General features: G+C 67.2%; 22 protein-coding genes. 11 read left to right on the forward strand and 11 right to left on the reverse strand.

Features of this window, described 5'->3' with window-relative positions; all coding sequences use genetic code 11:
- Positions 1–39: 39 nt before the first annotated feature.
- Positions 40–573, reverse strand: a complete 534-nt coding sequence (gene purE / locus ACYU8W_RS05170) for a 5-(carboxyamino)imidazole ribonucleotide mutase (RefSeq protein ID WP_499467201.1) — start codon at positions 571–573, stop codon at positions 40–42.
- Positions 570–1772, reverse strand: coding sequence for a 5-(carboxyamino)imidazole ribonucleotide synthase (locus ACYU8W_RS05175; RefSeq protein WP_499467203.1), 1203 nt, complete (start codon positions 1770–1772; stop codon positions 570–572). Before ACYU8W_RS05175 ends, purE begins: the two co-directional genes overlap by 4 nt.
- A gap of 24 nt (positions 1773–1796) precedes the next feature.
- Between ACYU8W_RS05175 and ACYU8W_RS05180 the strand changes: the two genes are divergently transcribed.
- The gene (locus ACYU8W_RS05180; RefSeq protein ID WP_499467204.1) at positions 1797–2312 is read left to right on the forward strand and encodes a GtrA family protein; all 516 of its coding nucleotides are present in this window, start codon (positions 1797–1799) and stop codon (positions 2310–2312) included.
- A 16-nt stretch (positions 2313–2328) separates the two neighbouring features.
- On the opposite strand, the gene ACYU8W_RS05185 is transcribed toward ACYU8W_RS05180, so the two are convergent.
- Genes ACYU8W_RS05185 through ACYU8W_RS05200 form a run of 4 tightly spaced genes read right to left on the reverse strand, consistent with a single transcriptional unit; the run spans position 2329 to position 6598 of the window.
- Positions 2329–3312: a sensor histidine kinase gene (locus tag ACYU8W_RS05185; RefSeq protein ID WP_499467206.1), complete on the reverse strand. Its 984-nt coding sequence runs from the start codon at positions 3310–3312 to the stop codon at positions 2329–2331.
- A gap of 6 nt (positions 3313–3318) precedes the next feature.
- A complete protein-coding gene (locus tag ACYU8W_RS05190; RefSeq protein ID WP_499467208.1) occupies positions 3319–3993 on the reverse strand; it encodes a response regulator transcription factor in 675 nt (224 codons plus the stop codon).
- Between the two features lie 17 nt (positions 3994–4010).
- On the reverse strand, positions 4011–4787 hold the full coding sequence (locus ACYU8W_RS05195) for an enoyl-CoA hydratase/isomerase family protein (RefSeq protein ID WP_499467210.1): 777 nt from the start codon (positions 4785–4787) through the stop codon (positions 4011–4013).
- The gene (locus ACYU8W_RS05200; RefSeq protein ID WP_499467212.1) at positions 4784–6598 is read right to left on the reverse strand and encodes a biotin--[acetyl-CoA-carboxylase] ligase; all 1815 of its coding nucleotides are present in this window, start codon (positions 6596–6598) and stop codon (positions 4784–4786) included. Before ACYU8W_RS05200 ends, ACYU8W_RS05195 begins: the two co-directional genes overlap by 4 nt.
- 25 nt (positions 6599–6623) lie before the next feature.
- Here ACYU8W_RS05200 and ACYU8W_RS05205 point away from each other — a divergent pair, with 25 nt between their 5' ends.
- The 3 genes from ACYU8W_RS05205 (at position 6624) to ACYU8W_RS05215 (ending at position 9586) form a co-directional block, all read left to right on the forward strand.
- Positions 6624–8279: an acyl-CoA carboxylase subunit beta gene (locus ACYU8W_RS05205; RefSeq protein ID WP_499467214.1), complete on the forward strand. Its 1656-nt coding sequence runs from the start codon at positions 6624–6626 to the stop codon at positions 8277–8279.
- Positions 8276–8494: an acyl-CoA carboxylase epsilon subunit gene (locus ACYU8W_RS05210; RefSeq protein ID WP_499467216.1), complete on the forward strand. Its 219-nt coding sequence runs from the start codon at positions 8276–8278 to the stop codon at positions 8492–8494. Before ACYU8W_RS05205 ends, ACYU8W_RS05210 begins: the two co-directional genes overlap by 4 nt.
- A 180-nt stretch (positions 8495–8674) precedes the next feature.
- Positions 8675–9586 (forward strand): sulfite exporter TauE/SafE family protein, encoded by a 912-nt coding sequence (locus ACYU8W_RS05215; protein WP_129625838.1) that lies wholly within the window; start codon positions 8675–8677, stop codon positions 9584–9586.
- Positions 9587–9616: 30 nt separating this feature from the next.
- On the opposite strand, the gene ACYU8W_RS05220 is transcribed toward ACYU8W_RS05215, so the two are convergent.
- Complete coding sequence (locus ACYU8W_RS05220) at positions 9617–10786, reverse strand: MFS transporter (RefSeq protein ID WP_499467218.1); 1170 nt, start codon at positions 10784–10786, stop codon at positions 9617–9619.
- Between the two features lie 103 nt (positions 10787–10889).
- Here ACYU8W_RS05220 and ACYU8W_RS05225 point away from each other — a divergent pair, with 103 nt between their 5' ends.
- Both ACYU8W_RS05225 and ACYU8W_RS05230 read left to right on the forward strand, forming a co-directional pair.
- Entirely contained in the window at positions 10890–12530 is a 1641-nt protein-coding gene (locus ACYU8W_RS05225) for a DUF885 domain-containing protein (protein WP_499467220.1), read from the forward strand.
- 88 nt (positions 12531–12618) lie between these two features.
- The gene (locus tag ACYU8W_RS05230; RefSeq protein WP_499467222.1) at positions 12619–14490 is read left to right on the forward strand and encodes a Na+/H+ antiporter; all 1872 of its coding nucleotides are present in this window, start codon (positions 12619–12621) and stop codon (positions 14488–14490) included.
- Between the two features lie 154 nt (positions 14491–14644).
- Here the strand turns inward: ACYU8W_RS05230 and ACYU8W_RS05235 are convergent, their stop codons facing one another.
- A complete protein-coding gene (locus ACYU8W_RS05235) occupies positions 14645–16423 on the reverse strand; it encodes an HNH endonuclease signature motif containing protein (protein ID WP_499467223.1) in 1779 nt (592 codons plus the stop codon).
- Between the two features lie 342 nt (positions 16424–16765).
- Here ACYU8W_RS05235 and ACYU8W_RS05240 point away from each other — a divergent pair, with 342 nt between their 5' ends.
- The gene (locus ACYU8W_RS05240) at positions 16766–17407 is read left to right on the forward strand and encodes a Maf family protein (RefSeq protein ID WP_499467228.1); all 642 of its coding nucleotides are present in this window, start codon (positions 16766–16768) and stop codon (positions 17405–17407) included.
- A 49-nt stretch (positions 17408–17456) separates the two neighbouring features.
- Here ACYU8W_RS05240 and ACYU8W_RS05245 read toward each other — a convergent pair whose 3' ends face one another.
- Complete coding sequence (locus tag ACYU8W_RS05245; protein WP_499467230.1) at positions 17457–18521, reverse strand: YihY/virulence factor BrkB family protein; 1065 nt, start codon at positions 18519–18521, stop codon at positions 17457–17459.
- A gap of 125 nt (positions 18522–18646) precedes the next feature.
- Here ACYU8W_RS05245 and ACYU8W_RS05250 point away from each other — a divergent pair, with 125 nt between their 5' ends.
- Positions 18647–19303 (forward strand): hypothetical protein, encoded by a 657-nt coding sequence (locus tag ACYU8W_RS05250; RefSeq protein ID WP_499467231.1) that lies wholly within the window; start codon positions 18647–18649, stop codon positions 19301–19303.
- Between the two features lie 54 nt (positions 19304–19357).
- On the opposite strand, the gene ACYU8W_RS05255 is transcribed toward ACYU8W_RS05250, so the two are convergent.
- Positions 19358–20908: an acyl-CoA carboxylase subunit beta gene (locus tag ACYU8W_RS05255; RefSeq protein WP_499467233.1), complete on the reverse strand. Its 1551-nt coding sequence runs from the start codon at positions 20906–20908 to the stop codon at positions 19358–19360.
- Positions 20905–22086, reverse strand: a complete 1182-nt coding sequence (locus ACYU8W_RS05260; RefSeq protein WP_239701292.1) for an acyl-CoA dehydrogenase family protein — start codon at positions 22084–22086, stop codon at positions 20905–20907. Before ACYU8W_RS05260 ends, ACYU8W_RS05255 begins: the two co-directional genes overlap by 4 nt.
- Before the next feature lie 151 nt (positions 22087–22237).
- Between ACYU8W_RS05260 and ACYU8W_RS05265 the strand changes: the two genes are divergently transcribed.
- From ACYU8W_RS05265 to ACYU8W_RS05275, 3 genes are read left to right on the forward strand one after another with little or no spacing between them, the layout of a single operon-like run.
- Positions 22238–23095, forward strand: coding sequence for an AAA family ATPase (locus ACYU8W_RS05265; protein WP_499467235.1), 858 nt, complete (start codon positions 22238–22240; stop codon positions 23093–23095).
- Entirely contained in the window at positions 23092–24462 is a 1371-nt protein-coding gene (locus ACYU8W_RS05270) for a VWA domain-containing protein (RefSeq protein WP_499467237.1), read from the forward strand. The genes ACYU8W_RS05265 and ACYU8W_RS05270 overlap by 4 nt, the downstream gene beginning before the upstream one ends.
- A 52-nt stretch (positions 24463–24514) precedes the next feature.
- Positions 24515–25852: a hypothetical protein gene (locus ACYU8W_RS05275; RefSeq protein WP_499467239.1), complete on the forward strand. Its 1338-nt coding sequence runs from the start codon at positions 24515–24517 to the stop codon at positions 25850–25852.
- Position 25853: the final 1 nt, after the last annotated feature.

A 25853-nucleotide genomic window follows, 5' to 3' on the forward strand; every position in this document is an offset into this window, starting at 1 on the left:
TCCTTGCGATCCGGGCCGCCGTTCGCCGGCGGCGATCGGTCAGTCCCGACCGGCCAGTTCGGCGCGAAGCCGTTCGCCCTTGGCCGTCGCCTGAGCATTGAGGTCTTCCTGGAAGCGCAGCATCTCGCGGCGCAGGCGCTGTGCTTCTTCGTCCGAACCGGACGCGAGGATGCGGGCGGCGAGCAGTCCGGCGTTGCGAGCGCCCGCGACCGAAACCGTCGCCACCGGCACACCGGCCGGCATCTGCACGATCGACAGCAACGAGTCCATCCCGTCGAGGTACTTCAGCGGCACCGGCACACCGATGACCGGCAACGGGGTGACGGAGGCGAGCATCCCCGGAAGGTGCGCTGCTCCCCCGGCGCCTGCGATGATCACCCGCAGCCCGCGATCGGCAGCGCCGCGTCCGTACTCGATCATCTCGGTCGGCATCCGGTGCGCCGACACGACGTCCACCTCATAGGCGATGGCGAACTCGTCGAGCGCTTCGGCCGCAGCCTGCATGACCGGCCAGTCGGAGTCGCTGCCCATGACGATGCCGACGACGGGGTTCTGATCGTCTTGTGAACTCATTCGGTGATCACTCCCTGCAGGTAATCCGTCGCATGCTGTGCTCGCTCGCGCAGCGCGAGCAGGTCATCGCCGTAGACGTTCACGTGACCGATCTTGCGGCCCGGGCGGACACCCTTGCCGTACATGTGAATCTTCAGACCAGGGTCGCGCGCCATCAAATGGCGGTAGGTCGGATACAACTCGGGATAGTCACCGCCGAGGACGTTGCCCATCACCGTCCACCGGCTCCGGGCCCTCGTGTCACCCAGCGGCAGGTCGAGCACCGCACGTAGGTGCTGTTCGAACTGGCTGGTCACCGAGCCGTCCATCGTCCAGTGGCCGCTGTTGTGCGGACGCATCGCCAGCTCGTTCACCACGTAGGCCGCGTTGCCGTCGGCATCGTCGATCTGGAACACCTCGACCGCCATCACGCCGGTGACACCGAGTTCTGCGGCGATGGTCAGAGCGTCGCGCGTCAGGCGTCCGGCGAGTTCTTCGTCGAGATCGGCAGCGGGGGCGATCACCTCGGTGCAGATGCCGTCGGTCTGCACGGTGTGCACGACCGGCCACACGGCGGCCTGCCCGCTCGGGCTACGCGCAACGAGCACCGCGAGTTCGCGTCTGAACGGCACCGCCTGCTCGATCAGCAGCTGCTCACCACCCGAGAGACGGTCCACCCAATCGGACGCTTCCGCAACGCTTTTGGCCAACAACACTCCCTTGCCGTCGTACCCGCCGCGCGGCGTCTTCAACACGACCGGCCAGCCGTGCTCGGTCGCGAACTGCTCCACCTGGTCGATCGAGTCGACCGCTGCCCACGGCGGACAGGGGATGCCGAGTTGGGTGAGCCGCGCCCGCATGACGAGTTTGTCCTGCGCGTTCGCCAGAGCCTCCGGGCCGGGGTGCACCTGCACCCCGTCGTCCACGAGCGCCCGCAGGATGTGCTGCGGCACGTGCTCGTGGTCGAAGGTCACCACGTCGCACTGGTCCGCGAAGGCACGGACGGCGTCCAGGTCGGTGTGTGCACCGACCGGCGAGGACGGAACGACGAGCGCCGCCGAGTCGTCGCAGGACTCGGACAGCACCGTGAGGGTGACCCCCAGGTTCACCGCGTACGGGGCACACATCCGAGCCAACTGCCCGCCACCGATGATTCCGACGACCGGGAAACCTCCCGGAGCGCGTTGTGGAGTTCCGTCTGAGCTTCCCTGTGAATTCACAGCGCACACGATAACGAGGAACCGATGATCACCGACTACCCTCTCCTTGTGCAGCAGACCCCCCAGCCGACTCTCGTCCAGCGTCTCTGGCACGAGGTCGCGAAGTTCGGGATCGTCGGAGCCGTCAGTTTCGTGGTCGACATGGGTCTGTTCAATCTGTTGGTGAACGGCGCAATGGATTCGAAGATCACCACCGCCAAGATCATCAGCGGCGCGGTCGCGACCGGTGTCGCCTGGATCGGTAACCGTTTCTGGACCTTCCGTCACCGGCGCAACCGTCCGGTGCACCACGAGGTCGCACTGTTCTTCCTGGTGAACGGGATCGCCCTGGGCGTCTCTGCGCTGTGGGTTGCGTTCACGCACTACACGCTCGGTCTCGACGGCCCGGTCTGGCTGAACGTCAATGCGTTCATCGGCATCGGTCTCGGCACCCTGTTCCGGTTCTGGACCTATCGGCGCTTCATCTTCTCCGCCGAGTTGGAGGACGAGGAGAACGACCTGGCGTTGGTCGACCAGCACACACCCGCTCACGTCGACTGACGCCCGACCACAGATCTCAGTCGCCGAGCCCGATCGTCCGTTGCGGCGCCTCGCCTGCCGACAAGAACAACGCGAAGATCGCCGGTCGGGCACTGCGTAGCTCAAGTCGTCCGCCGGCCGCGTCAGCGAGGTCCCGGGCCAGTCCCAGTCCGAGTCCGGTGCCGCCGGTCGACACCTGACGGTCGAACACTTTCGGTGCGATTGCCGGGTCGACTCCCGCCCCGCGGTCGCTCACCTCGACCACCACGGACGGGCCGCTGCGGCGTGCTCTGACCTCGACGGTGCCCGACCCGTGCTGCAAGGCGTTCTCGAACAGCGTCGACAAGATCTGCGACAGCGCACTGCGCGTCACCATCACCCACAAACCGCGCTCCCCGCTGACCAGCACCGAGCGACGGGCGTCGGCGAAGGCCGGTTGGAACTCTCGCTGCAAGGCCGCGATCACCGAGTCGAGCGATGTCGCCGGCATGGACGCCGTCGGCGTGCTGCGGGCCCTCTGCAACAGTTGGTCGACCACGCCGTTGAGCCGCTCGACCTGGGAGATGCCGACCTTCGCCTCCTCGTGAGCGGCGGGCAGGTCGTCCGCCATCGAGATCTCCTCCAACCGCATCAGCAGTGCGGTCAACGGGGTACGCAACTGGTGGCTGGCGTCGGAGGCGAACTCTCGCTCCGCCGCGAGCGATCGGGTGAGCTCACTGGTGCGTCGTTCGAAGACATGCGAGATGCGGTTGACCTCGTCAATGTCCGTGCGCAGCGGCGTGAAGACGGCAGACCCGTCACCGAACAGTTCGGCTTGTGCGGCGAGTTGTTGCACCGGTTCGGAGACCGAACGGGCGGTGCGTCGTGCGAACACATAGCCGACGACCCCGGCGAGGATGCACAGGACGACGATCCCCAGGCGCCGCCACCAGCCGACCGCGAAGATCATCGACGGCAGGACGACGATCAGCAGGGCGACGACGACGGAGGCCGTGGCCTGGCGGACGAGTTTGTGCTGCACCGCCGGTCAGCTCTCGTCCGGTGCCTCGAATCGGAAGCCCACACCCCGGATGGTGGTGATGAACCGCGGGTCGGACGCATCGTCCCCGAGCTTGCGACGAAGGACGGACACGTGCATGTCGAGGGTCTTCGTCGAGCCGAGCCAGGCGGTCTCCCAGACCTCGCGCATCAGCTGTTCGCGTGAGACGACCTTTCCCTGCTCTCGGACGAGCACGCGGAGCAGGTCGAATTCCTTTGCGGTGAGCTGGAGTTCGTCGGATCCGCAGAATGCGCGCCGGGCTTCGGCGTCCATCCGTACCAGCGGGGCGGAGATCATGTCCTGCGGCGAACGACGCAGCAACGCTCGGGCGCGAGCCAGCAGCTCGGCGAGCCGGAACGGCTTGGTGACGTAGTCGTCGGCCCCCGCGTCGAGTCCGACGACGGTGTCGACCTCGTCGGCACGTGCGGTGAGGATCAGCACCGGCACGGGGTAGCCCTCGGCACGCAGCGTGCGGCAGACCTCCAAGCCGTCCATCGTCGGCAGGCCGAGGTCGAGGATCAGCAGGTCGGGGTTGTCGCGGCCGCCCTCGAGCGCGTCCTTGCCGTCCTGGCGGATGTCGACCTCATATCCCTCGCGGCGCAGTGCGCGCGCGAGCGGCTCGGAGATCGCAGCATCGTCTTCGGCCAGCAGGACTCGGGTCATGGCGGGAATCGTAGCCGTCACGGCCCCGGCCACCGCGGAGCACGCTTCTCGGCGAAGGCCCGGACACCCTCGGCGCGGTCGGGTGAGAACGCGGTGGCGCGCCAGCAAGCGTCCTCGATCTCCAGACCGGCGTGCAGGTCGGTGCCCGAGCCGAGTCGCATCGCCTTCTTGGCGTTACGAAGGCCCACGGGCGAGTTCTGCGCGAGCGTCTCGGCGAGCTCGAGGGCTCGGTCCCGCGCTCCGCCGGCGGGTGCGAGTTCTTCGACGAAGCCCAACTCGTGCGCCTCCTGCGCGGTGAACTTACGGGCGCTGAAGATGACCTTGGCCGCCTTGCCCCAGCCGATCCGACGCACGAGCAGTTGGGTGCCGCCGCCACCGGGGATGACTCCGACCGAGACCTCCGGCAGACCCAGGGTGGCGGATTCTCCGGCGATGATCACGTCGCAGGCGAGCGCGATCTCGGCGCCACCGCCGAGCGCGAATCCGTCGACCGCCGCGATCGTCGGCACCGGTAGGTCGAGCACTCCGGTGTAGGCCGCACGAGCGATCGGACGCTGAGCGATGAGGTCGGCGTCGCTGAACCTGTCGCGCTCTTTCAGGTCGGCGCCGACGCAGAAGGCCTTCGGGTGGGAGCTGCTCACGACGACGGCCCGGACGCTGGGGTCCGCAGCGAGTTCGCCGGTGGCGTCCGCCAACGCGCGGGCCATCTGCGTGGAGACGGCGTTCATCGCCTCGGGTCGATCGAGCACCAGCTCGGCGATGTGACCGTCGGCGTGGCGTCGGACGGTGATCATCGGTTGAACTCCTCGTGGATGTGGGTATGGCTGCCGGTGCGGCTCACGGCTGACACGTTCACCTCGCCGACGCCGGCGAGTTGGGTGGGGCCGGCGGCGAACACGTCGACACCGTCGATCTTGCGCATCGCTTCGGCGACGTCCTCGTCGACCAGCACCTCGCCGGACGCGGCGAGCGCCGTGAGCCGGCTCGCCCGGTTGACCGTGTTGCCATAGATGTCGCCCTGCCGAGCAAGCACCCGGCCGGTTGCGACGCCGATCCGGATCTTGCGCAGCAGTGGGTCGGCTTCCACCGCCGCCAGCAGGTCCAAAGCGATCTGCACTCCCCCCGAGATGGTCCGGTGCGTGAAGAGCACCTCGTCACCGACGGTCTTCACCACGGCTCCGCCGGCCTGCGCGACCACATCGGAGGCAAGCGTCTCGAAGCGGATCACCAGCAGCGCGAGGTCGCGTTCGCTCATCGACCGGACGCGTTTGGTGAAGTCGACCAGATCGGCGAATCCGACGGTGCGGACGACTCCGACGTGCGACTCGGGTTCGGCGTCGGCGACCATGCGCGCGATCGAGTTGGCGACATTGCGCCGGGTGACGTGCTCGACCAGCGGGACAAGGTGGTCAGCGACTGCGACCATGCGTTCGGCCACGTCGGCGGCGCGTTCGGTGTCGACCTCGAATCCTTCGTCGGCCAGCATCATGTCGCTGATCAGTTGCAGGGTCCACATCGCCATCCGGTCGGTGCTGCGACCGACGGCGCGGGCGATACCGATGGCGGTCTGCTCGTTGATCAGCCCCTGGCCGACCATCTCGACCATGCGACGGACGGCCTCGACATCGCGCTCGTTGAACACCACGTCCTCGTCACGTGCGTTGGCGAATCCGAGTGCACGCCACAGGCGCCGGGGGAAGTCGGAGTCGACGCCGGCCAGTTCACTGACGTCGGCGCGGCGCAGGGTGCGGGGGCTGTGCAGCAGTTGTTCCTCGATCCGGTCGACGAACCGGGCTCGGTCGACGGGGCGCGGATCACTGGCGGGTGGCATCGCCGGACGAACGTGCACCACGTCGCCGACCGCGTGCGGTGTGCGGGCGCCGTCGGACTGTTCGAGCACCAACCGGCCGGACTCGTCGATGTCGACGGCGACACCCTCGGCGTCCGCGGCGTGGGCGGTACTGACCTTCACGTGCTGCCCCACCGTGACGCACGCCGCCCGGTAGTCGTCGTCCAGATTGCTTGTGCCCCAAACTTTCTGGGCCTCAGCAAGCTCGTCGAGGATGGCGACGATGATGGGCTCGCGATCCAGATAGACGCCGTTGATCGACAGCGAGGTTGCCGCGTCCGACGGCAGTTCGCTCTCGTTCTGCCAGACGTTCAGACCGATGCCGACGATGACACGGGGATGTTCGCCACCCGTTGCCTCGCACAGGATTCCACCGAGCTTGCGCCAGGTACCGGACTCGGTGCACACCAGAATGTCGTTGGGCCACTTGAGTCCGACGTCCAAGTGGGTCAGCCGGCTCAGCGCGGTGCGGACGCAGAGCCCGACCAGGAGTGGCACCCAGCCCCAGCGGCGGGGATCGTCCGGCAGCGGAAGAGTTGCCGACAGCGCGATGCTCGAACCGTGCGGAGCGTGCCATTGACGATCGAGCCGGCCGCGGCCGGCGCTCTGATGATCGGCGACCACCACCCGCCACGGACGAGGGTCGGCGCCGAGGACGGCATTGGTGGAGTCGACCGACCCGAGCACCTCGACGTCATTCCACGGAGGGGAGGGCACGTCTCGGCGAAGCCGCTCGGACTCCAGGACGGGTGCCATGCGCACAAGGCTATTGTCTGATCCCATGACGGGTAAGGCAGGTCACACTTCCGGAGCCGACGACGCCGGTAAGCAGTCGCCGGCGATCGACATTCACACGACCGCGGGACGGCTCGCCGACCTGCACCTGCGCATCGATGAAGCCGTGAACGCCGGCAGCGCCAAGGCGGTCGAGAAACAGCACGCCAAGGGCAAGAAGACCGCTCGTGAACGGATCGAGCAGTTGCTCGACCCGGGTTCGTTCATCGAGCTCGACGCACTCGCACGGCACCGCTCCACTGCTTTCGGTCAGCAGAAGAAGCGCCCGTACGGCGACGGGGTCGTCAGCGGCTACGGCACCGTCGACGGACGCACGGTGTGCGTCTTCTCACAGGACTTCACCGTGTTCGGCGGATCGTTGGGCGAGGTCTTCGGCGAGAAGATCGTGAAGGTCATGGATCTCGCGATGAAGATCGGCTGCCCGGTCGTCGGCATCAACGACTCCGGTGGCGCGCGCATTCAGGAGGGCGTGGTCGCGCTCGGTCTGTACGCCGAGATCTTCCGCCGCAACGTCCACGCGTCCGGCGTCATCCCTCAGATCTCACTGATCATGGGCCCGTGCGCGGGAGGTGCCGTCTACTCCCCCGCGATCACCGACTTCACGGTGATGGTCGACCAGACCTCGCACATGTTCATCACCGGCCCCGACGTCATCAAGACCGTCACCGGTGAGGACGTCGGCTTCGAGGAACTCGGCGGTGCACGCACCCACAACAGCCGCAGCGGTGTGGCCCACTACATGGGCAGCGACGAGGACGACGCGATCGAGTACGTGCGGTCACTGCTGAGCTACCTGCCGCCGAACAACCTCGATCCCGGCGACGTGTTCGCCGCGGTCGACGAGGCCGAACTCGTGATCACCGATGCCGACTTCGAACTCGACACCATCATCCCCGATTCGCCGAACATGCCGTACGACATGGTGACGGTCATCGAACACGTCTGTGACGACGGCGAATTCATGCAGGTGCAGGAGTTGTTCGCACCCAATATCATCACCGGTTTCGGACGCGTCGACGGGCAGAGCGTCGGCGTCGTGGCGAACCAGCCGATGCAGTTGGCGGGAACGCTCGACATCAACGCATCGGAGAAGGCAGCGCGTTTCGTGCGTACTTGCGACGCGTTCAACATCCCGATTCTCACCTTCGTCGACGTGCCCGGCTTTTTGCCCGGCACCGACCAGGAATGGGGCGGCATCATCCGGCGCGGTGCGAAGCTGCTGTACGCGTACGCCGAGGCGACCGTTCCGTTGGTCACCGTGATCACCCGCAAGGCCTACGGCGGCGCGTACGACGTGATGGGTTCCAAGCACCTCGGCGCCGACATCAATCTCGCCTGGCCGACCGCGCAGATCGCGGTCATGGGCGCTCAAGGTGCGGCAAACATCCTGTACCGCAAGGACATCGCCGCCGTCGCCGCCGAGACCGACAACGATCCGGCCGCCGTCGACAAGCGCCGCCAGGAACTGATCCAGGAGTACGAGGACACCCTCGCCAACCCGTACATCGCGGCCGAGCGCGGTTACGTCGACGCGGTGATTGCGCCGTCCGAGACGCGCACCCAGGTGATCCGTGCCCTGCGCGCACTGAAGACCAAGCGGGAGAGCCTGCCACCCAAGAAGCACGGAAACATCCCGCTGTGAGCCAGGAGCAGAGCGCGCCGCAGGCCACGATCCGATTCGAGACGTCCGCAGTCACGCCCGAGGAGATGGCAGCGGTCGTCGCCGTGCTGTCCGCCACCGGTGGCGGTGGAGGCGATTCGTCGTTGCCTCGATCGGAGTGGGCCGGACGCGCCCGCGTCGGCTGGCGCACCAGCGGTCTTCCGGCCGCGAGGTTCGTGGAGCGGTTGCCACGCTGAGAATCGGCGCCCGTGCCGCACAACGAAATTCAGACCGAACGCCCGGCCTTCATGGCCGGGCGTTCTGCATGCCCGATCCCACCTCAATGTCATCATCCGGACAGGCCTGGTGTCTCCGCGCTCATCACCATTAGCTTTCGTTTTGTTTTTCCAAACACTACGTTATGAATGGAGGCTGGCATGCGCAAGCTCGTCCTGCTCGCCCTTGTCGGACTGGGAGCCCAACTCGTGGACGGAAGCCTGGGTATGGCCTACGGCGTCACCTCCACGACGCTGCTCCTGGCGATCGGCACCAATCCCGCCGCCGCATCAGCCACGGTGCACCTGGCGGAGATCGGCACGACGCTTGCTTCGGGGACGGCCCACTGGAGGTTCGGGAACGTCGACTGGCCCGTCGTGTTCAAGGTCGGACTCCCCGGTGCGCTGGGCGCGTTCGCCGGAGCGACCTTCCTGGCGAACCTGTCGACCGACACGGCCAAGCCGGTCATGGCTCTGATCCTGTTCGCGCTGGGGCTGTACGTGCTCGCGCGCTTCACCGTGCGCGGGCTGCGCACCGACAGGCTCGGTCAACCGCTGCGCAAGCGCTTCCTTTCTCCGCTGGGGCTCTTCGCAGGATTCGTCGACGCAACCGGCGGCGGTGGTTGGGGGCCGGTCGGCACGCCGGCCCTGCTGGCGAGCGGTCGGCTGGAGCCGCGCAAGGTGATCGGTTCGATCGACACCAGCGAGTTCCTCGTCTCGGTGGCCGCGAGCATCGGATTCCTTGTCGCCCTCGGTTCGCAGGGCGTGAACTTCGGCTGGGTCGCCGCTCTGCTGATCGGCGGACTCATCGCCGCACCGATCGCCGCATGGCTGGTGCGACACGTACCACCGCGCATCCTCGGCTCGGCGGTCGGTGGACTGATCCTGGTCACCAACGCCCGCACCCTGCTCAAGAGCGACTGGCTCGACGCATCCGACACAACTCGCTACGTGGTGTACGCAGCCTTGTACGCGTTGTGGGCCGCAGCGGTCAGCTACAGCTGGCGTGCGTACCGCAAGGAGCAGACCATCCCGGCGCATGAGGAGCGACCGGCCGCGACCGCGTCCGCCTGATCCGTTCTTGGACGACGCCCGCGACCGGGCTCAGGCCGTCGCCGCATCCTGGCCGCGTCCGACGGCGACCGTGGCGAGTGCCCAGATCCCCATCATCACGGCCAGCACCGTGACCGCGAGGACGAAGTCGGCAGACGCACCGTAGAGCGCGCCGACGGCCACCGGGCCGACGGACGCGAGCAGGTAACCGGCACCTTGACCGACCGCCGAGACGGCGGGCACATCGGACGGGTCGTGCTGGTGCGCGATCGCGGAGAGGGCAATGGCGAGCGGCAGCCCCTGGCACAGGCCACACAGCAGCACGCCGAACGCTGCAGGCACCGAGCCCAGCACCAGCAGGACGAGTCCCGCGACGTACGTGGCGGTGATCGCAGCGATCCAGGTGATCCGCCGATTCGAACCCAGTACCCGGGTGCCCAACAGTGAGCCGGGGAAGCCGAGCAGACTGAACAACCCCAACGCGATTCCCGCGGACGACGGTGACCATCCCTGATCGGTGAGCATCGTCGGCAGCCAGTTGACGAGCGTGAAGAAGGCCATCGACTGCAGACCCATCACCAGGACGATGAGCCAGGTGCCGGGACGGGCCGCGACCGCGCGGATACGGGTCACGGGCGGCGCGGACGCAGCCACGTCACTGCGGTTGCGTCGAGCCGCGAGCGTCCACCAGGCCAACACCGCGAGCGCCGGCACCAGCCAGAGGCCGATGACGAACGGCCACTGCCAGCCGAGACCGTCGATGAGCGGCCGGGTCAGGAACCCCCCGCTCGCTCCACTGACCTGGAGGGCCACGGTGTACAGGCCCATCACGTACGCGAGATGCGCCGGGAACCGAAGCCGGGCGATCGCAGGAATCACCACATTGGCGATGGCGATACCCAGTCCGATCAGGAGCGTGCCGGTGAAGAAGGTGGGCGGGGTGACGACGAGACGGACGGCGATGCCGACGACGATGGCGGCGACCGCGACCCCGAGTGTTCGCTCGACTCCGACGCGTGCCGCGAGCGGCGGTGTGAGACAGGCGAAGACACCGAAGCAGATGAGCGGGAGCGTCGTCACCAATCCGGCAGCGACGGCGCTCAGGTGCAGGTCGTCACGGATGAGGGAGAGCGCCGGCGGGACGCTGGTGACCGGCGCACGGATTACGAAGGTCGCCAGCAGAAGGGCCAGGAGCAGGCCCGGTGCGGCGACTCGTTTCACCCGCCGAGTCTAGGCACCCGTCCCCGGCCTGCCCCGGCACCTGCCTTCCGCGCCGTCACAAATGCGGTGTCGACCCGACGGGTGACGGGATAGGTTCGAGCGCGTGACTTCGAACCGCGAATACACCGCCATCGACCGGATCGCCGACGACCACCATGACGCGACCGTCGCCCTCAGCCCACTGACCGCCACCTACCTCGGCGTGCCCGGGCACGACCACGAGATGGACGACTTCTCGCCCCCCGGCCACCGGGCGAAGGCCGACCTCGCTCGGCAGACGCTCACGAAGTTGGATGCAGCGCAACCGGTGGACGACGTCGACCGGGTGACGCTCAGCGCGATGCGCGAGCGCCTCGAGCTCGAGGTCGAGGCGTTCGAGGCCGGCATCCCGCTCGCGTCCCTCAACGTGATCGCGTCGCCGCTGCAGGAGATGCGCGACATCTTCGACCTGATGCCGACCGACACCGACGAGCAGATCGAGACCATCGGACGCCGGATGCAGACGCTGCCGAGGGCGCTCGACCAGTGGTTCGAGTCGCTGGCCGAGGCCGCGTCCCGTGGTGATGTCGCCGCCAAGCGCCAGGTCGAAGCCTGCATCAAGCAGACCGAGGACCACACCGCGGACGACGGCTATTTCACGACGTTCGCGCAGCAGCACCCGCAGATCGCCGACCAGATTCGTTCTGCCGCAACGGCTTACGCAGACGCAGGACGTCGCCTGCGTGAGGAGATCCTCCCGAAGGCGCCGGAGGCCGACGGCTGCGGACGCGACAAGTACCCGCTGTACAGCCGCCAGTTCCTCGGTGCCGCCGTCGACTTGGAAGAGACGTACGCCTGGGGGCAGGAGGAACTCGCGCGGATCACCGCCGAGATGGCCGCGGTTGCCGAGCGCATCCAGCCCGGAGCCACTGTCAAGGAGGCCACAGCTGCCCTCGACGCCGACCCGAAGTACCAGTTGCACGGCACGGACGCGCTGCAGAAATGGATGCAGGAGAAGGCTGACGAGGCGATCACCGAACTCGCCGGAGTGCACTTCGACGTGCCCGAACCCGTCCACACCATCGAGTGCATGATCGCCCCGACCCAGTCCGGCGGCATCTACTACACCGGCCCGTCCGACGACTTCAGCCGTCCGGGGCGCATGTGGTGGTCTGTGCCGAAAGGCGTGACCGAGTTCGGCACCTGGCGCGAGCTCACCACCGTCTATCACGAGGGGGTCCCGGGGCACCACCTCCAGGTCGCGCAGACGATGTTCCGCAGCGAACTGCTCAACAAGTGGCGCCGCATGGATGCGTGGACCTCCGGCCACGGTGAAGGTTGGGCGCTCTACGCCGAGCGGCTGATGGACGAACTCGGCTACATGGACGACCCGGGCAACCGCATGGGCATGCTCGACGGTCAGTCACTGCGTGCGGCCCGCGTCGTGCTCGACATCGGGTTCCACTGCGGTTTCGAGGCACCCGAGGAAGTGGGCGGCGGCGAATGGACCTACGACAAGGCGTGGACCTTCCTCAACGCGCACTGCGACATGAACGAGGGCTTCCTGCGCTTCGAACTCGACCGATACCTGGGCTGGCCGGGGCAGGCCCCGTCGTACAAGATCGGCGAGCGCCTGTGGATGGAATTGCGCGCCGAGGTCGCCCGCCGCGAAGGTGACGACTTCGATCTCAAGACCTTCCACCGCCGCGCCCTCGACATCGGCAGCGTCGGCCTCGACACCTTGCGTGAGGCCGTTCTCGCCTGATCTTCTTCATGCACAGCGCGTTTCGGTATGACGGGAGCGACAGCAGAGCGCGCTACAGGATGAGCGTTCGCGGGGTCATACTGACGCGGTGGAATTCGCCCAGATCACTCTTGCCCTGCTCGCCGTGGTCGTCGCGGTCACGGCGGTCTGTCGACGGTTCGGCCTGTCGGCTCCGCTGATCCTCACCGCGATCGGCGCGGTTGCCTCGTTCGTGCCGTGGATGCCCGACGTACATGTCGAACCGCACGTCGTCCTGCTCGGATTCCTCCCGCCGTTGCTCTATGCCGCGGCGATCAACACGTCCCTCATCGACCTCGGACGCGAGCGCGGCTCGATCATCGGGCTGTCCGTATTCCTCGTGCTAGCAACGGCGTTCGCCGTTGCGGCGGTCGCCTGGGGCCTCCTCGCGGCACTGCCGTTCGCACTCGCGCTCGCGCTCGGCGGTGTGGTCGCACCGCCGGACGCGGTCGCGGCCACAGCGATCGCCCGACGTATCGGACTCCCCCGCCGCATCGTCTCCATCCTCGAGGGCGAGTCACTCTTCAACGACGCCACCGCGCTCGTCATCGTCAGCCTGTCCATCGAGGCGTCCACCCAAGAAGTGACGGGAGTCGACGTCCTCGTCTCGTTCCTGCGTTCCTCGCTGGGCGGCATCCTCATCGGACTCCTCGCCTATCGGCTGATCCAACTGGTGCGCCGCCACCTGCGCGACACGACCACCAACGTCGCGGTCTCGGTCATGACGCCGTGGATCGCGTACATCCCGGCCGAACTCGTCCACTCCTCCGGTGTCGTCGCCGTGGTGGTGTGCGGCGTGATGTTGGCGCACACCTCTCCGGTCGACCAGACACCGTCCGCCCGCGTGGCGCAGCGGATGAACTGGGGCACGATCCAGTTCATCCTGGAAAACCTCGTCTTCCTGCTGATCGGCCTGCAGGCGCGCACGATCCTGCAGGAGATGCAGGCCTCGCCGCTCGGTCTGGGACGCAGCGTGCTCGTTGCGACGGCGGTGCTGGCGACGGTCGTGGTGGTGCGACCGGTGTGGCTGCTGGCATGGGCCTGGGTGCGTCGTGTCAGAGGTACCGACGGCGGTCTCTCCATGCGCGAAAGTGCGGTTGCGTCCTGGGCCGGCATGCGCGGAGTGGTCACACTCGCAGCCGCGTCACTGCTTCCAGAGGACGCACCCGAACGCGGCGTGCTCGTCTTCACCGCGCTGGTCGTAACGCTCGGCACCCTCATCCTGCAGGGCTTCACCCTCGGCGCGGTCGCCCGCAAGCTTGACCTGCACGGACCCGACCCGCGCGAGACGGCGCTGCAGTACGCGCAGATGTTGCAGATGGCCGTCAACGCCGGGGAGCGACGACTGAACGAAGAGATCGCGAAGTCTCCCAATGTCCCCGAGCCGACCGTCGAAGCACTCCGGGACCAGGCGAAGCGACGAGTCAACCCAGCATGGGAACGACTGGGCCGCAACGATCCCGACGTCGAGAACCCCTCGACGACCTATCGCCGGCTGCGTGAATCGATGCTCGATGCCGAACGGGAGAAGCTGCTGCAGCTGCGCGACAAGGGCGTCATCGACCACGAGGTGCTGGTCGAGATCATGGCCGGCATCGACGTCGAGGAGTCGATGATCGCCCAGAACAGCGACCGCGACGAGCGGGTCGGCGACGACACGCTGTTGACGCCGCAGGAGCGACAGTTCGGGTGCGAGGAACTGCGCGAGGCGCCGGACACCGTCGAACCGCTCTCCCACGACAGTTGCCCGGAGTGCATGCGGGACGGGCTCCATCCGGTCTCGTTGCGGCTGTGCCTGACCTGCGGGAACGTGGGCTGCTGCGACTCGTCCGTCGGCAAGCACGCGAGCGCGCACTTCGAACGCACCGGCCACCCGGTGATGAGGTCCTTCGAGCCGGGCGAGGCGTGGCGGTGGTGCTACACGCATCACCTCCTCGGCTGACTGCGCTCCGCCGGCGGGACACCTCGAGCATCCACGTGGACCCGGCCACCTGGTGGGCGCACCGGGTGCCGTTCTATGTTGCTCGACGTGACTGACACGTGAGGCCGCGGGCTATCGCTGACCGCAGGTCGATGGTGGACACGACGTCGGTCCGTCAGAGGCCTTCGGTGTCCCGGTAGGTCTGTAGGAGTCCGGGTTCGGTGGTGTAGGTGCGGCCGGTGGGTGAGGTCCAGGTGCACACGCCGGCGGTGTTCATGACCACCTGCCAGCCGCGCTGTTTCATTTTGTGGTGGTGTCGGCACAGGCATTGCAGGTTGGTGTCGGTGGTGGGTCCACCGCGTTGGTAGGCGGTGACGTGGTCGGTGTCGGTGAACACCGCGTGCCGGGCACACCCGGGTGCTCGGCAGTGTTGATCACGGGCTTGGATCCTGCGGCGCATCGTCTCGGGTGGCCGGTACGCCTGTGAGGTGTCCTGGTGGATGAGTTCACCGGTGAGTGGGTTGAATTCGACCCCGGTGGTGGTGATCGTGGTGGCGTTCTGGATGAGTGCTTCGATCCCGTACCCGGACAGTGCGCCCGCGCGGTGATGGATCCCCAACGCACCGCTGTCGCGGTTCGTGTCGCTGTTCTTGGCGTTGCGTTTGCTGGTGAAGAGGCCGAGTGCTTCACCGCGGGTCACGGTCTTTTTGGATGACCTCCCCTTGCTGGGACCGGGTGTGTCACCGCCGGGACCGTTCCCGCCACCGCCTGGGTTGCCGCCTGGGTTGCAGCCTAAGCGGCCGTCGTCGCCGTCATCGCCACTGTCCTCGTTGCTGCGGTCACGACCGGAATCGCCGTTCCTGTTGGCGTCCGCAGAGTTGTTGCTGCAGCCCTGGCATGTGGTGGGAGTAAGGACCTGAATGTCGAGGGTGTAGTTCAGGTTGCGGGTGACGATCTCGTACAACGCGTCGGCCCGGTACTCACCCAGGAGTTTGTCGGCAGCGTCTTCACTGGTGTCGGATCGTTTGAGATCGTAGGCGCGTTTCTCGACCAGGTCACAGATCTCCGCGACCTGCGCATCGGGCAGGACCGCGGTGAAGGACGCCAACCCGGGGGTGGGGTGGGGGTCGAACCACACCCCGGTCTGCTGCGCTTTGGTGCGCTTGTGGGTGTTGCGGGCGGCTGCTGCCTCGAACCTGGTGACGAGGGTGCGGGTGGAGCGGCGTGCGGACGCCGCACCCCGGCAGTGGATCTTGCGTGCCTGGATCTTGTCTTCGATGAGTTCGCAGGTGTCGGGGCGGGCGTCCTGCAGTTCGGTCGCGACCGCGGTCACGGTGTCCAGGTTCGCCACACCCGAAGCCACCTGCGTGAGCAGGGCGGGTGTTTTGGTGGCTGCCCACACCGATGTGCGCACCAACTGCGACGCGGCGATCGAGGACAGGCGCAGTTCGGCGGCGACACCGTCAGCGGCGAATTCACCCACATGCCCCGGCTCATGCTGAGCAAACCGTGTGCAGGTCACGTCGTGCGCGTCCCAGCGGGCGTATTGACTGATCGAGATCGCCCGGACGGCACCGGCGGTGTTCATCACCGAGTGCGCCACCCGGATCGATTCCTCGAACTGCCGGGTCTGTGTCACCCAGTGATCCTCATCCGAGTTCTGATCCGCGTGCTCGATCCCGCTCAGACCGGTGAGGTCGTCCTGCGTGAAGAACTTGTCGCCGGCTGCGTCCACGGTGAACGGGTCGTCGCTGTTGAGGCGTTCGAACACGTTGTGTGCCAGCAGTTGGGCGATGAGCAGTTGGATGGTGGCGGGGTTCGCGCCTGGTACCAGTTCGGGGTGCGATGCCAGTTCGATGGCTGCGTCGACACCGTCTTCGAGCATCACTGCTTCGAGCAGGTCACGCGGGGTGATCGTGTCCTGTCCGAGGGGTTTCGTCGTGGTGTTCGACATGCTTTCATCGTACACCTGTTCGAACCGAGTTGGAGTGGTGTGACCGATGAATGTCGTTTGTGGACAACCGAATTGGTTACTCGCGGGTTGTGGAGAACGCGTGGTTGAGCGGTCGTGGATGGTTGCCTTGGTTTCGGCGCGTACGCCCTCGTCCCTCGGGCGTTCGGCTCAACCAGCGGCGATCGGTCGTGGAGAACGGGGGTGGCTGGGTGGCCGTGGGTGGTTGCCTTGGTTTCGGCGCGTACGCCCTCGTCCCTCGGGCGTTCGGCTCAACCAGCGGCGACGGGCGTTCGGCTCCACCGGTGGTGCTCACGATCAAGGCCCGGACAGTACGGTGAGCGGGTGCGATTCGTCCTTGCTTCTGCCTCCCCTGCCCGCCTGGCTACCCTGCGTTCCGCAGGTGTCCGACCGGAAGTCATCGTCTCCGACGTCGACGAGCCGGCGGCGACCGCCGAGGCCGAGAATCGGTACGGCGCACTCGAACCCGCCGGTGTCGCGTTAATCCTCGCGCGTGCCAAATGCGAGGACGTTGCCGGTCGGGACGAAGCGGACGACGCGCTCGTGCTCGGCTGCGACAGCGTCCTGGAGTTCGAGGGGGCGGCCCACGGTAAGCCGTCCGACTCGAGCGATGCGATCGCCCGCTGGCAGCGGATGCGCGGCAAGTCGGGCATCCTGCACTCGGGCCACTGGCTGATCGACAACCGGGACGACGGCACGGGTGCCACCTTCGGTGTCACCGCGAGCACTGTCGTGCACTTCGCCGACATCGACGACGAGGAGATCGAGGCGTACGTCGCCACCGGCGAACCTCTGTACGTGGCAGGCGCATTCACCGTCGACGGACTCGGCGGTCCGTTCGTCACCAGCATCGAGGGCGACTACCACAACGTCGTCGGAGTCAGCCTGCCCGCTCTACGCGAACTGCTGCAGGAGATCGGCATCTCCTGGCACGAACTGCGCGCTGCACCAACAGAATCTGTGTGAGGTTCCACCCTTCGCGGGAGAACCTCACGCGGTCACAGAGTGAAGCTAGTCACCCGTCCAAGTTCCGATCGTCCCGCTGGGTGAACACCCGGGACGGCATCTCCTGGGTCTCGCCCTCCCGCAGTTGCTCTTCCTGGTCGGCTCGTCGGCGCTGCGCGCGTTTGACCTCGAAACTGACGTCGATCTCCTCGAAACCCTTGGCGCGCATCGATTTGGCCTGGCCGACGTAGGCCTTCTGGTCGCCCTCGGTGAGCTCGACGTCATCGGTGAACGGAGTGAGCAGCGCCCGCGGGTACAGATGCTTACGACGCACCACGTCGATCTCCAGGGACAACACGATCAGTGCGGCAGCCGCATAGATGAACGCGATCATGCCGAGCACAAACGCGAAAATGCTGTTGATGGCAGACGCGTGCTTGATGACGGTGTTGACGTAGGTGGCTCCGTAGGTCTTCAGCGCCTCCCACCCGATCGCCGTGACCACCGCACCCACCCAGAGGTCAGCCAGACGCAACGAAGCGGCGGTGGCCATTTGGTAGGCGGCGAGGAACACTGCGGTAGACATCAGCACGCTGAGCAGGTTGATCGCGAGCGTCGCCGGTGTGCCCGAGATGTACCGCGTCACGAAGATCGAGGCTGCGGTGGTCAGCAGTAATCCGAAGCCGGCCGTGACCAGCAGGATGAACGAGCGGCCGCGCGCCGCAAACGGGTTGGGACGGCTGTTGCGCGGCACCTGCCAGACGGTGTTCGCCGCGTACTGCAGAGCTTGTGCGGCGCCCAGTGCTCCGTACAGCGCACCGAGCACACCGATGACCACGGCTCCCGTTCCGCCGTCCAGGGCTGCCGGTGCCTTGAGTTGGTCACCGATCACCGGGAACTCCCCCAATGCCGAGTTGAGCAGCGTGTCCTGCCACTCCGGTCGGCCACGCAGGATCCAACTGAGCACGGTCGAGGCGAGCAACAGCACGGGGAACAGGGAGATGAATGCGTAGTAGGTCAGCAACGCCGCCAGGTAGGCGCCGAGATCGTCGAAGAACTTGTAACCGACCGCGATCGGGTAGCCCAACACCGGATAGCGGCGTTGGATCGCGTCGACCCGGTCGGTGAAGGACATGCTGGCAACCTATCCCGGGGACGCCACTGGTCTGCGCGGGGCGATCGGGTCGCGTAGCGTGTCCAACGAGTCGCACCAGGAGCGGGCTGCACCGCTCTCATCCGAGAAATGGTTTGGATTCCTCGATGCCTGATCCGCACGACCCCGACAAGACCGGGCCGGTCGACGACGACCGGCCCGGCATCATGGACTTCTTCGACTCCGATTCCGGTGATGACCAGGAGTACGCCGGCGAGCAGTACTACGCCGAGGACGACGACGCGCAGGGCGGCGGACGCTATTCCGCCGGCGGTGGCATCAGTCCGGCACTCGCCGCCGCTGCCGGCGTGCTGGCTCTGCTGCTCGCAGGATTCACCTGGTGGGCCGGGCGCGCGAGCGCGGCCGGGGACGGGGACGCGTCCACCACCGTGACCCAGCCGGCTCAGACGGTGACGGTGAGCCCGTCCGGACCATCAGCCCCGACCTCCACGAGTGCCCCGTCGAGCACCCGGCCGGGTGCCGCGCCGAATGCAACGACCGTGACCACGACGGTCGTGCAGCCGGGTGGCACCGTCACCCGTACCGTGCCGGCCCGCACCGTGACGCAGCCAGGTTCCGTGCGCACAGTGACCAGCAGTGCCGCCGCTACGACCGTCACCACGACGGCGACCGCTGCGCCTCAGGTGAGCACGGTGACCACGACGCAGACCGTCACCGCACCGGCGCCGCCATCACCCCCGCCCCCGCCGGCCAGCACCGTGACGGTCACCACGACGGTCGTCGTGCCCCCGGGGCAGAACTGACGTATCCGTACGAAGCCCCCGCTCGATCGAGCGGGGGCTTTCGTGCTTCGCCGGTCAGACCGGTGGGATCGAACGGCGCCGGGTGCTGAAGTGTCGGTCGCGGCCGGCCGCGTACCGCAACCGGTGCAGCAGCTCGGTACGCAGCAAGGACGCCTCGACGACGCCGTCGATCACCAGATCCGCGGCCAGACGTTCGAGGTCGACGTCCTCGAGGTATTCCTCGCGGCGGGCTCGCACGAACGCCTCGCGCTCGGCCTCGTCCTCGATCGCAGCGATCTTGTTGGCGTAGACGGCGTTGACCGCGGCCTCCGGACCCATCACGGCGATGCGCGCGGTGGGAAGTGCGAGCGTGGCGTCAGGACCGAAGCCCGGGCCACCCATCGCGTACAGCCCTGCGCCGTAAGCCTTTCGGATCACAACACAGAACTGCGGGACGGTCGCCGACGACACTGCGGACACCATCTTCGCGCCGTGCCGGATGATGCCACCCCGCTCGACCTCGGATCCGATCATGAAGCCGGGAACATCGGCCAGGTACAGGATCGGGATGTTGTAGGCGTCGCACATCCAGATGAATCGCGCGGCCTTGTCGGCGGAGTCGGTGAACAGCACGCCGCCCTTGACCGCCGAGTTGTTGGCCAGGATGCCGACCGTGCGGCCCTCCATCCGACCGAACCCGACGACGAGCTCGGGGGCGAACAGCGGCTTGACCTCGAAGAAACTGTCGTCGTCGACCAGGCCGTCGATCACCTCGTGGACGTCGAACGGCTGGCTCTCGACCTCCGGCACAGTGTCGTCGGTGAGCGGTTCGCTCGGCTCCTCCGGGTGGTACACCGGCCCCTCGGAGTGCCAGTTCAGCGGGAGGTAGGAGAAGAACAACTTCGCTAGTTCGATGGCCTCGGTGTCGTCCTGTGCGAGCAGGTCACCGACGCCGGACTGTGTGCAGTGCATCCGTGCGCCGCCCAGGTCTTCGAGTGAAACCTTCTCTCCCACAACCATTTCGGCCATGCGCGGTGAACCGAGGTACATCGAGGCGTTGCCCTCGACCATGATGATCAGGTCGGTGAAGGACGGGATGTACGCGCCACCGGCGGCCGACGGGCCGAACAGGCAGCAGATCTGCGGCACCTTTCCCGACAACGCGACCTGGTTGTGGAAGATGCGTCCGGCCCCGCGGCGCCCGGGGAACATCTCGACCTGGTCGGTGATGCGTGCACCGGCGGAGTCGACGAGCCAGAAGACCGGGAGATCCTCGCGCAGCGCCATCTCGGTGGCCCGGACTATCTTCTCCACGGTGCGCGAGCCCCACGACCCGGCCTTCACGGTGGGGTCGTTGGCGATGACGATCGCCGGACGCCCGTCCACCGTGCCGCGGCCGGTCACCACACCATCGGCGGGAAGACCGGTCGCCGTCGCGTTCGCATACCGCCCGTCCTCGACGAACGATCCTTCGTCGAAGAGCAGCGAGATGCGTTCTCGCACATAGAGTTTGTTCTGCAAGTCGAGCTTGGCCCGGGCTGCTTCCGAGGGCGCGGCGGACGCTTCGTACGCCGCCTTCAGCCGACCGCGGACATCCTCGACCCGTGCGTCCTTGGGGTGGGTCACGACGGCAGTCCCAGACCGCGGGCGATCAGCATGCGCTGCACCTCGGAGGTGCCCTCACCGATCTCCAGGATCTTCGCGTCGCGGTAGAACCGCGCCACCGGGTACTCCTCCATGAAGCCGTTGCCACCGAAGATCTGCGTCGCGATGCGGGTCGCCGTCACGGCGGCCTCGGACGAGTAGAGCTTGGCGATGGACGCGGCCTGCTTGACCTCACCGAGGCTGCGGCGTCCGGCCTCCATCTCGTCCTTCAGCCAGGCGGCCTTGTAGGTCAGCAGGCGCGACGCCTCGACCATCACGGCGAGATCGGCAACCTGGAACGAGACGCCCTGGTTGACGCCGATCGGACGGCCGAACGCGATGCGGGTCTTGGAGTATTCGGTGACCGCTTCCAGACACGCCTGGGCCAGGCCGACAGCGAGCGCCGAGATGGCGATGCGTCCATCGTCCAAGGTCTTCAGGAACTGCTTGAACCCGTGACCGCGTTCGCCGAGCAGGTTGTCTTCCGGCACCACGCAGTTCTCGAACGTGAGCCCGTGAGTGTCGGAGATGTGCCAACCGAGCTTGTCGTACGGCGGCTCGACGGTGAATCCCGTTGTGCCCGAAGGGATCATGATCGCGCTGATCTCAGCCTTGCCGTCCGCGGTCTCACCGGTCCTGGCGGTGACGGTGACGACGGAGGTGCGGTCGGTGCCGGAGTTGGTGATGAAGGCCTTCGCACCGTTGACGGTCCATTGACCGTCGGCCAACGAGGCGCGCGTCTTGGTGGCGCCGGCGTCCGAACCTGCCTCGGGCTCGGTCAGGCCGAAGCCGGCGAGCGTCCTGCCGGCGACGAGGTCGGGCAGCCACTGCTGCTTCTGTTCCTGCGTGCCGTACGTCAGGATGGGGTTGATTCCCAGGCCGACTCCCGCCGACAGCGTGATGCCCATCGACTGGTCGACACGGCCGAGTTCCTCGATCGCCAGACAGAGGTAGGTGAAGCCGCCCTCGTCCAATCCGGCCCCGCCGAACTCCTCCGGCACCACGAGCCCGAACAGGCCCAGCTCGCCCATCTGCGGCACCAACTCCGACGGAAAGTGGTGCTCGCGATCCCACTGCGCGACATGCGGCGCGATCTTGGCCTCGGCGAAGTCCCGCACGAGGCGCCGGAAATCCTCGTGGTCCTTGGACAGCTCGAACATCGGGTGCGGCCTTTCACTTGTGGTGTGGGTCACGATTGCGCGGTGTCGTCAAGGTAACAGCGGTCCCTCGCCGCCTGCCCACCTGCCCGAGGGCTGCCGCCGACCGGACCAGTGCAACGGCAAGGGCGCGATACCCAGCAGGATGGGAGGCATGAGTGACACCTTCAGCAGCGTCGACGACTCCCGCGAGCGTCTGGCCGGCACCGGCTACCTGGCCTCGGACGCGATAGCGACCACCGTCTATCTCGCCGCTGCGCTCGGCCGTCCGATCCTCGTCGAGGGGCCCGCGGGCGTCGGCAAGACCGCGCTCGCGAAGGCCATGGCCACCGCGACGGGTCGTGACCTCGTCCGGCTGCAGTGTTACGAGGGCGTCGACGAAGCGCGTGCGCTGTATGAGTGGAACCACGCCAAGCAGTTGCTGCGCATCACCGCCGAGAAGGACGCCGATTGGGAGCACGTGCGCACGGACGTCTTCGGTGAGGAGTTCCTGCTGGAGCGGCCGCTGCTCAAGGCCGTGCGCAGCGACGCCCCCGTCGTGCTGCTGGTCGACGAACTCGACAAGGCCGACGAGGAGATGGAAGGCCTGCTGCTGGAGCTGCTCTCGGACTTCCAGGTGACGATTCCGGAACTCGGCACGATCGCTGCCCGCCACCACCCTCTGGTCGTCGTGACGAGCAACGCGACGCGTGAACTGTCCGAGGCCCTGCGCCGACGGTGCCTGTTCCTGCACATCGACTACCCGAGCGCCGAACTCGAACAACGGATCGTGGAACTGCATGCTCCCGGCGTCAACGAGGCCACTCGTGACTCGCTGGTGCGCGTGGTGCGCGCGCTGCGGGAGGGCAATCTGCGCAAGCCGCCATCCGTCTCCGAGACCGTGGACTGGGCTCGCACCCTGCTCTCGCTCGGCGCCGACGAATTGGACGCAGAGTTCGTCGAGGCCACGCTCGGGGTGCTGCTGAAACACCAGGACGACATCGAATCCGCCCGAACCGCACTGAAATTGTGAGCCTTCCGCGAAACCTCGTCGGCCTCGCCGAGGCGATGCGGACGCAGGGTCTGGAGGTGGGTTCGACCGAGACGACGACCGCCGCACAGGCGATCGAGGTGCTCGGCCTGGACGACCGCCGCACCCTGCGGGAGGCGCTCGCCGCGACGATGGTGCGCTCGGCCGACGGCCGACCGGTCTTCGATCAGCTCTTCGACCTGTGGTTCCCGTCCGCCCCCGGCGCCCCCACCACTGATCTCGCGGACGCCGACGTCGACGCCCTGCGCGAGGAACTGACCCGGGCACTCGCCGACGCCGACGAACGACGGATGGACGAGATCGCCGCGGCCACACTCGAACTGCTCGGCCGGGTCTCCCCCGACGACGAATCACGGGGGTGGTCCTCGGCCCAGGCGGTCGACGCGCTCGCGCCGCAAAGGCTCATCGCGCCGGCCCAGGAACTGGGTCGCGGCAACGGGGACGAACAGGGCGAAGGGCAGGGGTCAGGTTCGGGAGGGTTCACCGACCGCATCGACCGAGATGAACTGCGTTCACGGGTGGCCGAATTCAGGCAGCGCGTGGAGTCGGAGGCGCGTCGACGCAACACCGCCGTCCGACCGAAGGAACGCATCGCGCGGTACGGCGTCGACGGGCCGGCCGACCAGCGCGACTTCCTCGCGATGTCCAGCAAGGACCTCGACGCCATGAAACGCCAGCTCGATCCGCTGGCCCGCAAACTCGAGGCCAAGCTCAGCAGGAGGCGCCGGGCGCACCGCGGGGGCATCGACGTCCGTCGCACGCTGCGTACTGCGATGGCGACCGGCGGCGTCCCGCTCGACCCGGTGTACGAGCAACGCAACCGGCACCGTCCGGACATTGTGCTGATCGCCGACATGTCGGGGTCCGTGGGCGGCTTCAGCGGGTTCACCATGCTGCTGATGCAGGCGATGCAGAGCCAGTTCCGACACGTGAAGATGCTCGGTTTCGTCAGCAGCGCGGCCGACATCACGCACGTCGTGAAGGACGCGCCCCCGGGCGTCTCGCTCACCTCGTGGGCGTTGTCCCAGGCGGCTCTCACGGCGCGTGGACGCAGCAGCAGCTACGGCACCGCGTTCGCCGACGTCCTGGCCGAACACGGTGATGCGATCGGCCATCGCACCACCGTGCTCGTGCTCGGTGACGGACGCACGAACTACGCCGACCCCGGTGTCGACGCCCTGCGGGAGATCGGCCGGAAGTCACGAACCACGGTGTGGCTCAACCCGGAACGCAGTTCCTCCTGGGGCACCGGCGACTCCGCGGCCGATGACTATGCACGGGAGATCACCATGCACGAGTGCCGCAATGTCGCGCAGTTGCGCCTGTTCGTCGAACGTCATCTGGTGTGAGATCCACGCGCCGGTCAACGGATCACAGGCGTCCGCGGGTCATACTGTGCGCGTGCGTTTCCGGAAGTCTGCTGCCGCCGTTCTGACCAGTGCCGCCCTCGTCGCAACCGGCACTGCACCCGCGCATGCCGCGATCGAACCGCAGTCGTACGGCACGTCCGGCAAGCAGGTGACTCTCGCGACCGACAAGACCGGGGGCCCGGAACTCAAGGCGGGTCTCTACCAGGCCGAACTCCCCAACGACGGATCCCCGCGCACCTTCACGATCAACCGCAACCAGATGCGCACCTTCCTGGCGAGCGTGCTCACCGACGAACGCGAGGGCAAGGCGCTCAAGGCAACCGGTGAGCACAAGACCAAGGTGTCGATCCTCGACGCCAAGGGCGACGATTGCACCTCCGACACCGGCACGTTGAGCAAGGACTCCGCGCTCACCTTCCTCAACGTGAACGTCGGGGTGGACGACGACGAGGACGTGTCCCGTGGCAATTACCTGGGCGGTACCTGCCGCGAATCGACCAAGCTGTCGATCTCGATCGAGCACAACGGCATTCCCGCGAACGGCAGGACGAAGGCCGAGATCCTGCTCACCGACGAGCCCAAGGGCACCGGCAGCGTCGGGTCACCCGCGACGGTCGCCCAGACAGCCACCTTGAAGGCACCGGACGGGAAGGTCCGGGGCGAGGTCGCACCCGGAAAGGGTTTCGGCGACGCTGCGACCCTGGTTGCCGGCACGCACTCACTCAAACTCGGCGTCGGTACGCAAGCCTTCTACAAGGTCCGCCTCGACTGGGGACAGCGCCTGGCGGCCACCCTGCGCGTGCCCGGGAAGGACACAAACTTCGCCTCCCCGATCGCTGTCGAGGTCTCGACGAGGATCTGGACGCCCCAACGGATCGCTCTGGACGCGAACCCGAAGGACTACCAGTACTCCGACTCCCTCTCGATGTCGGCCAACAGTTCCAAGGGCGCGACGATCGGCACCTACACCGCACCTGTGCTGTGGGCCAATCGGTCTGCGAAGTCGGAGGCGGGCAACGAGGTGCCGCAGGCCAGCCTGCAGTGGACAACCACGCCGGGCTGGTACTACGTGACGGTGTGGACCCGTCCGGCGTCCTTCACATTCAGCGATGAGCCGATGCCCGACTCCGTGCCCCCGATCCCGGCCGACCTCAACATCGCTGTAGTGGGCGACGTCCAGCAGGGGCCGACCTTCGTGAACACAGGCGGCGCAAAGCTTGCTCAGCCGGGCAAGGGCGAGATGAGCATCGGCCAGGGGGTGCAGACCGGGGCCCCGTTCCCGTGGGCGAAGGTCGCGCTCAGTGCGCTCGCCGTGTTGGCGGCAGCGACAGCAGTGTTGTGGGCCCTGCGTTCTCGGCGGCAGGCCTGAG

The organism is Yimella radicis, assembly GCF_054778255.1.